The organism is Porphyromonas sp. HMSC077F02 (genome assembly GCF_001815465.1).
Lineage (GTDB): Bacteria > Bacteroidota > Bacteroidia > Bacteroidales > Porphyromonadaceae > Porphyromonas_A > Porphyromonas_A somerae.
This window is the reverse complement of record NZ_KV820684.1, coordinates 23,787-30,123: the sequence shown is the minus strand read 5'-3', so window position 1 is coordinate 30,123 and position 6,337 is coordinate 23,787. Positions and strand designations below refer to the sequence as shown.

The window sequence follows — 6,337 nt, the reverse complement described above, 5'->3', positions numbered from 1 at the left end:
CTGCCGTATCACACGAAATGTCGGATGAACCAAAAAAAAGAAGAGAGGGATACTAAGTATTCCTCTCTTCTTTTTGTCGGGGTGGTGGGATTCGAACTCACGACCCCCTGGTCCCAAACCAGGTGCGCTAACCGGACTACGCTACACCCCGATAAGTCCTACACCCGAGAGCTCGATAGATTATCTTATCTTTCTCTCAAATGCTCTGCAAAGGTACCTACAATAATTCAAACTACCAAACTAATCGACTCTTTTTTGTGTTAAAGTAGGGAAGAAAGAGGTGAAAAAGCTATTTCAGTAGCTTAAGCAAATAGGCAGCGTAGTCACTTCCTTTGTATTGACTGGCCACATTCATTACTTCCTCGCGAGAGATCCACCCTTTGTTGTACCCTATCTCCTCTAGGTTTGCGACTTGTAACCCTTGGCGCTTTTCAATAGCCCTAATGAATTCACCAGCTTCGTGTAGCGATTCAAAAGTACCAGTATCGAGCCATGCGAAACCTCTGCCGAGAGTTTGAACAGAAAGGCGACCTTGCTCTAAATAGAGTTGGTTAAGAGTGGTTATCTCTAACTCCCCTCGATCCGAAGGCTTTACCTTACGAGCTTGGTCTACCACATCGCCTGGATAGAAATAAAGTCCCACCACAGCATAATTGCTCTTAGGGGTTTTAGGCTTTTCTTCAATAGAGATCACCTTATGCTCTGCATCAAATTCTACCACTCCATATCGCTCTGGGTCACGAACATAGTATGAAAATACTACCGCCTCATTCTTCTCCTCCACTGTTTGGATCGCATGCCGTAGAATGCGGTCAAACGATTGACCATAAAACACATTGTCGCCCAAAATTAAGCATGCATCATCACCCTGCAAAAAATCTTCAGCTAGGAGGAAAGCTTGTGCAATCCCCTCAGGCCGTTCCTGTATTTTGTACGATAGCTGGATGCCAAACTGACGACCATCTCCCAATAGTTTCTTAAAAAGGGGCTGGTCATCTGGCGTGGTAATGATCATAATCTCACGAATGCCTGCAAGCATCAAGACCGAGATTGGATAGTAGACCATTGGTTTACCATACAAGGGTATCAATTGCTTCGAAAAAGCTTTAGTCGCTGGATATAAACGGGTTCCAGCCCCACCTGCAAGCACTATTCCTTTCATTTTATCGACAAATAATAAATATTAAAAGCAGATATACTCCTCAATCTCATTAAGGACGGAATCATCAAGAATCACATCTTTCATGAGTACGCGACAATTCTCGTCTAGAAGGTAGATCGTAGGTAGGGCTTTGAGGTCGTAAAGACTTTCACTCAAAATCACCCCCTTTTTATCCATACCAGCAGTAGCAAACGGTGGCAATTCAGAAAGGTGATGACGCCAAGACTCCTCATCTCCAAATGCATAAATACAGAGTATATGGAGACCATTATCCACCATCTCTTTCACCCTAGGATCTTTCGAAAGAGCATATAATGTACTGTGACATGTATCACATTCTGGATCATAAAAGAGCAAAAGAGTAAGCCCAGAGACACTATTGTATAGGGAAGTTTCGCGACCATTAGCCAAAACATAGTCGAAGTTCTCTGCTTTCTCCCCTACTCTATTTCGATTGAATAAAGCCTTACGATCTGCCAAACGAATTTGCTCTGCCTCATCAAGGAGACCAGCTTTTTCAGCCTCCTCAGTCATCAGTATATAGCTTGCTTCATTAAAAAAAGGCGAATTTGGCTCACCGTAATACTTACTAACGAGTCTCATCCCAATAGAATCCATCGCAGGTGTAGCCAATTGATAGAACTGGCGAATCGTCTCCCTTCGAGCCTGTTCACTAGCATTAAGGTTAATGGCAAAATAATTGGCGAAAAACTGCTCTCTCTCATCCGAAGAGCCCATTAGCACAGTATCTATTTCCGTCACACCATCAAAGAGGTGAGCGAGGATATAATCTGCTCTATCCATAGGCTCGGTAATCAAAGCAGGTGGGTTAGGGAACTCTATCCCCTTTGTCTCCGTCTTTTGATCCTCCTTCTTGGATTGAGAACACGCTCCTAGTAGCACTATGGCTACTAGAAGCGTGATAGGATATATTCTTCTTATAAGTCTCATTTCTTATAAGGGGAGAAATCGGCATTCTTCATTGACCCAGTCTCTTGGAACTTGCGATGGAATTCAAAGCAAGCATCCAAATTAACCTTGGTCTGACCCTGCTTCGAAACAGCTAGATAGTCACGCAACAGTTGGCGATAATCGGGATGCACCACATTATTGATGATCTCCTCAGCACGCTGACGAGGTGACTTGCCACGAAGATCAGCAATACCATACTCACTAATAATGATCTTCACAGAGTGCTCCGAGTGATCTAGGTGCGAAACCATAGGCACAAAGCAGCTAATATCTCCATTCTTTGCTACCGAAGGAGTGGTGAATATTGAAAGATAGCCTGAGCGAGTGAAGTCACCCGATCCTCCAATGCCATTCATCATTTTGGTGCCCATCACATGAGTAGAATTGATATTGCCATAAATATCAGCTTCCAATGCAGTATTAATCGCAATCACTCCGATACGGCGGGCTACTTCAGGGTTATTGGAGTACTCAAGCGGACGTAGAAGTAGCTTATCTTTGAAGAAATCAAGGTGAGCATAAATATCTTGAATCACCTCTCTCGAAACTGATAGAGAGCATCCAGAAGCAAACTTCACCTTACCCTTCTTCATAAGCTTTATCACTGAATCTTGAATCACCTCAGTGTAAACATTGAAAGCAGGGATCTGCTCACTATCGCCCATAGCACCCAAAACAGCATTAGCCACATTACCTACCCCACTTTGTACAGGCAAAAACTCCTTTGGTAGTCTACCAGCCGCCATCTCTTGCTCAAAGAACTTAGCCACATTTGCACCAATCGCCTTAGTGACTTCATCAAGTGGAGCAAAGGCAGAATCATCGTTAGGCTGTGAAGTCTTCACGACTGCTACAATCTTTGCAGGATCTACCTTGATACAATCAGCTCCTACTCTATCGTGAGAGTCAACAATATCAATCGTACCTCTGTGAGGAGGGTCTTGAAGCTCCGCAATATCGTGCATTCCACGAATCTCCTTTGGGTGCTTATCATTGAGCTCCACAATAATCTTATCTGCTAATCGGCAAATCGTAGGTGCGATACCTACTCCAGTAGTAGGAATAATTTCACCGTCTTCGGTCACATCGGCCGCTTCCACAATAGCGATATCAATCTTACCTAAAAAACCATAGCGAATCTCCTGTGCAAGCATTGAAAGATGCATATCATTATAGTCCACCTTTCCTGCATTAATAAGGGCACGCAAATCTTTATTAGATTGATAAGGGGTTCTAAACTTGATAGCCTCTGCACGAGCTAGCTCACCATCAAGCCTATCCCCAGTTGATGCACCAGTAAAAACACCTATCTGGAAAGGACGTCCAGCTTCATGCTCGGACTTTGCATGACGTGCAATAGCCGCAGGAATTACCTTCGGACATCCAGCAGGTGTAAATCCACTGAACCCCACATTGTCATTGTGGTGTACAAACTTTGCTGCTTCATCAGCAGTCATAAACTTAAGAGCCATAGGGTCAATTATTATTTAATGATTAATTAAAGATTTTATACCACAAATGTAGCCAATCTTTACGAGACAACATAATAAAACCAAGCGACAAAACAAGTCTATCAAGTCAATAATCTCTATCAAGGAGACATAAAAGCTATCATATTATGCTTCTCAATAAGAAATGGGACAGATACGAGTTACACACTCAGTCATTGAAATAGGGTCAGAGTATATGCAATTATTTGCTTAACTTGCACTCGCATATAAATCATATCAATAGGCAACAGTAATGACTAAAAGATTTGCACTCCTCCTTTGTAGCCTTCTTGTGGCACTCCAGGCACTCGCTCAGGAGCATATTCTATGGTACGATCACCCAGCAACTAGATGGGAGGAGCGACTTCCGCTAGGTAATGGACGGCTCGGTATGATGCCCGATGGAGGTATCGCCAATGAGCGAATTATCCTCAATGATATCAGTATGTGGAGCGGTAGCTACGACCCCACTCAGTGGAAAGAAGGGGCAAGCAACTATCTCCCCAGTATCCGTGAGGCACTCTTAAAGGGTGATAGCCAGTTGGCCCAAGACCTCGTCTATCAGCACTTTGTCTGCGGGGGGAAAGGAAGCAACCATGGTCAATCGGCCACCACCCCCTACGGCTCTTTCCAGATGCTCGGCTGGCTCAATCTACAGCATCAGTTACCCGATAGCTCTTACAGTGACTACCGCTTCCAGCTAGATCTAGATGAAGCACTACTCACTACTTCTTTCAAAATGGGAGAGGTGGAGTATCGCCGCGAATACATTGCCAGCCATGGCAAGGAGGACGTACTAGCCATTCGGCTCACTGCAAGTCAAAAGGGTAAGATCTCCTTCACCACGCAGCTTTGGCGACCAAGTCAATATCAACTTTCAATCGCACCCGATGAGATAACCCTTGAAGGGCAATTGGAAGATGGTTGGGGAACCGACAAAGGAGTCACCTACAAAGCACAGCTCAAGATATACCCCATAGGTGGTGAGGTCTCTATCTCCGAGGGAGGGCTGAAGGTGATGAATGCCGATGAGGTGCTTCTGCTAATCGGCAATACCACCTCTCTATTGCCAGGCAAAAGCGACCTATCTCACGGGAATTGGCAAGAGCTGCTTTCCCACCACCTCCAAAGCTACCAAGAGAAGTACCACCGAGTAGCTATCCATCTTGATAGCAAAGTAGACCATCAGTCGCTCACCACCGACGAGCGACTGCAACGCTTCCAAAAGGATGAGGACCCTGCTTTCGTAGAGCTTTACTACAACTTCGGTCGCTACCTTATGATTTCAGGCACTCGCCCCGATGCTTTACCCCTCAACCTACAAGGAATGTGGGCAGGTGGCACTCAACTCCCTTGGAATGGCGACTATCATCTCAACATCAACCTACAGATGAATTACTGGCCAGCTGAAGTGGCAGGACTAGGCGACCACACCTTGCCCCTCTATCGACTGGCAGAGTCTCTCGTGGAGAGTGGAACCAAAACCGCCAAGACCTACTACAATGCCGAGGGGTGGACAGCTCATATGATGACCAACCCGTGGAGTTTTACCGCTCCTGGCGAGAGTGCATCATGGGGTGCCACTAATACGGGCGGTGCCTGGTTGATGCAACACGTTTGGGATCACTACGCCTTTACACTCGATCGTGAGTTTCTGCGGAGGTACTACCCGATGCTCGAAGGGGCGGCAAAGTTCTTCATCACCTCCCTTATTGAGGAGCCGTCGCACGGTTGGCTAGTCACAGCTCCTACCTCTTCGCCCGAAAATGGATACTTATTGCCTGGTAGCACGTCCCCACTCTATATCTGTATGGGGGCGACTATGGACAACCAAATTGTAAGAGAGCTACTTACCAACCTCATCACTTCGGCCGCTATTCTTGGGATAGAAAACGAGTGGACAGCCAAGGCTAAGGCGATCTTACCACGATTAGCGCCCAACCAGATAAGTCCCAAAGGATATCTGCAAGAGTGGCTGGAGGACTATCAAGAGGTTGAGCCACACCACCGGCACGTTTCGCATCTCTATGCTCTCTACCCTGGCAATGCTATTTCTACTAATAGTACTCCCCACTTAGCTAAGGCTGCGATGGAGACTCTTAACCGTCGTGGCGATGGTGGAACAGGTTGGTCACGAGCATGGAAGATCAACTTTTGGGCTAGGCTCAAGGATGGAGCACGTGCACATAAGCTACTGAAAAGCCTACTACAACCAGCAGAAAATAGCGGGGGTACCTATCCCAATTTATTCTGTGCCCACCCACCCTTTCAGATTGATGGAAACTTCGGTGGTATCGCGGCCATCTCAGAGATGCTCATCCAAAGTCAAGATGGCTTTGTGGAGCTATTGCCAGCCCTACCCCCAACTTGGCAAAGTGGTAGCTTCCGTCAGCTCAGAGTGAGAGGTGGTGCCATGGTAGACCTCACTTGGAGCAATGGCAAACCAAAACAGGTGACCCTCTCTACTCAACTCAATCGCACCACTATCCGACTAAAACACCCCACTACAGGAGCCATCAAGAGCTACACCATCTCCAAAGGGCGTCCTAAGACCCTTCGCTTCTAATCCTTACATAAGAAGGTCGTTTGGCAAGGGGCTGTTAAGACTAAATTTAATTGGGGAAGACGACCTAGCAGCCTGCCCAGAGGTAATGCATTGGAAAGTTCTTACCGTATGGATTTTAGCGGGGTGTCTATGAGTAAGGACCTCGGC

General features: G+C 46.2%; 4 protein-coding genes and 1 tRNA gene. 1 reads left to right on the top strand and 4 read right to left on the bottom strand.

Translation table 11 applies throughout. The annotated features are described in order from the left end of the window. Positions 1-76: 76 nt before the first annotated feature. The 4 genes from HMPREF3027_RS07660 to HMPREF3027_RS07645 form a co-directional block, all read right to left on the bottom strand. Positions 77-151 (bottom strand) — tRNA-Pro (locus HMPREF3027_RS07660). A 138-nt stretch (positions 152-289) separates the two neighbouring features. Then, complete coding sequence (rfbA, locus tag HMPREF3027_RS07655) at positions 290-1,162, bottom strand: glucose-1-phosphate thymidylyltransferase RfbA (protein WP_070707896.1); 873 nt, start codon at positions 1,160-1,162, stop codon at positions 290-292. A gap of 21 nt (positions 1,163-1,183) precedes the next feature. After that, on the bottom strand, positions 1,184-2,113 hold the full coding sequence (locus tag HMPREF3027_RS07650; RefSeq protein ID WP_070707895.1) for a DUF5106 domain-containing protein: 930 nt from the start codon (positions 2,111-2,113) through the stop codon (positions 1,184-1,186). Then, positions 2,110-3,606, bottom strand: coding sequence for a butyryl-CoA:acetate CoA transferase (locus HMPREF3027_RS07645; protein ID WP_070707894.1), 1,497 nt, complete (start codon positions 3,604-3,606; stop codon positions 2,110-2,112). The genes HMPREF3027_RS07650 and HMPREF3027_RS07645 overlap by 4 nt, the downstream gene beginning before the upstream one ends. A 271-nt stretch (positions 3,607-3,877) precedes the next feature. On the opposite strand from HMPREF3027_RS07645, the gene HMPREF3027_RS07640 reads away from it, so the two are divergent. Further along, on the top strand, positions 3,878-6,190 hold the full coding sequence (locus tag HMPREF3027_RS07640; protein WP_070707893.1) for a glycoside hydrolase family 95 protein: 2,313 nt from the start codon (positions 3,878-3,880) through the stop codon (positions 6,188-6,190). Positions 6,191-6,337 lie beyond the last annotated feature (147 nt).

Bases quoted from the DNA above. Each gene is read 5' to 3' on its own strand.
- rfbA (WP_070707896.1), bottom strand. From the start codon at position 1,162: ATGAAAGGAATAGTGCTTGCAGGTGGGGCTGGAACCCGTTTATATCCA.
- HMPREF3027_RS07650 (WP_070707895.1), bottom strand. From the start codon at position 2,113: ATGAGACTTATAAGAAGAATATATCCTATCACGCTTCTAGTAGCCATA.
- HMPREF3027_RS07645 (WP_070707894.1), bottom strand. From the start codon at position 3,606: ATGGCTCTTAAGTTTATGACTGCTGATGAAGCAGCAAAGTTTGTACAC.
- HMPREF3027_RS07640 (WP_070707893.1), top strand. From the start codon at position 3,878: ATGACTAAAAGATTTGCACTCCTCCTTTGTAGCCTTCTTGTGGCACTC.